The sequence below is a fragment of the Burkholderia sp. SIMBA_062 genome (genome assembly GCF_046534765.1).
Taxonomy (GTDB): Bacteria; Pseudomonadota; Gammaproteobacteria; order Burkholderiales; family Burkholderiaceae; genus Burkholderia; species Burkholderia ambifaria.
This window is the reverse complement of record NZ_JAWRYD010000311.1, coordinates 1-267: the sequence shown is the minus strand read 5'-3', so window position 1 is coordinate 267 and position 267 is coordinate 1. Positions and strand designations below refer to the sequence as shown.

Genomic DNA, 267 nt, shown 5'->3' with positions numbered 1-267 from the left:
GGGATTTACGGCATTCAGGCAATTGCGCAAGCATGTGCTCGGTGAAGGCGATTCGCGTATTCAGAATCGACTCCAGATCGCGCGCCACCGTCGCTTTCAGTTCGTCCAGCGACAATTGCCGCATCGCGGCAGGTGCCGGCGAATGCGGTTCGTCGTCGAACAGCTTGTCGAAGAAACTGGGCTCGAAACGTTTCATCAAACCATCCGGCGTCGCATGCAATGAAAACCGGGCGGCGCGCCCTGCGCCCCACCCGGTTCAACGACACC

The 267-nt window shown here is 59.6% G+C and carries 1 pseudogene; it reads right to left on the bottom strand.

Annotated features, from left to right (window positions below):
- Positions 1 to 196: pseudogene (locus SB786_RS36485) on the bottom strand (type VI secretion system baseplate subunit TssE); the annotation flags it as partial.
- Between the last annotated feature and the right edge of the window lie 71 nt (positions 197 to 267).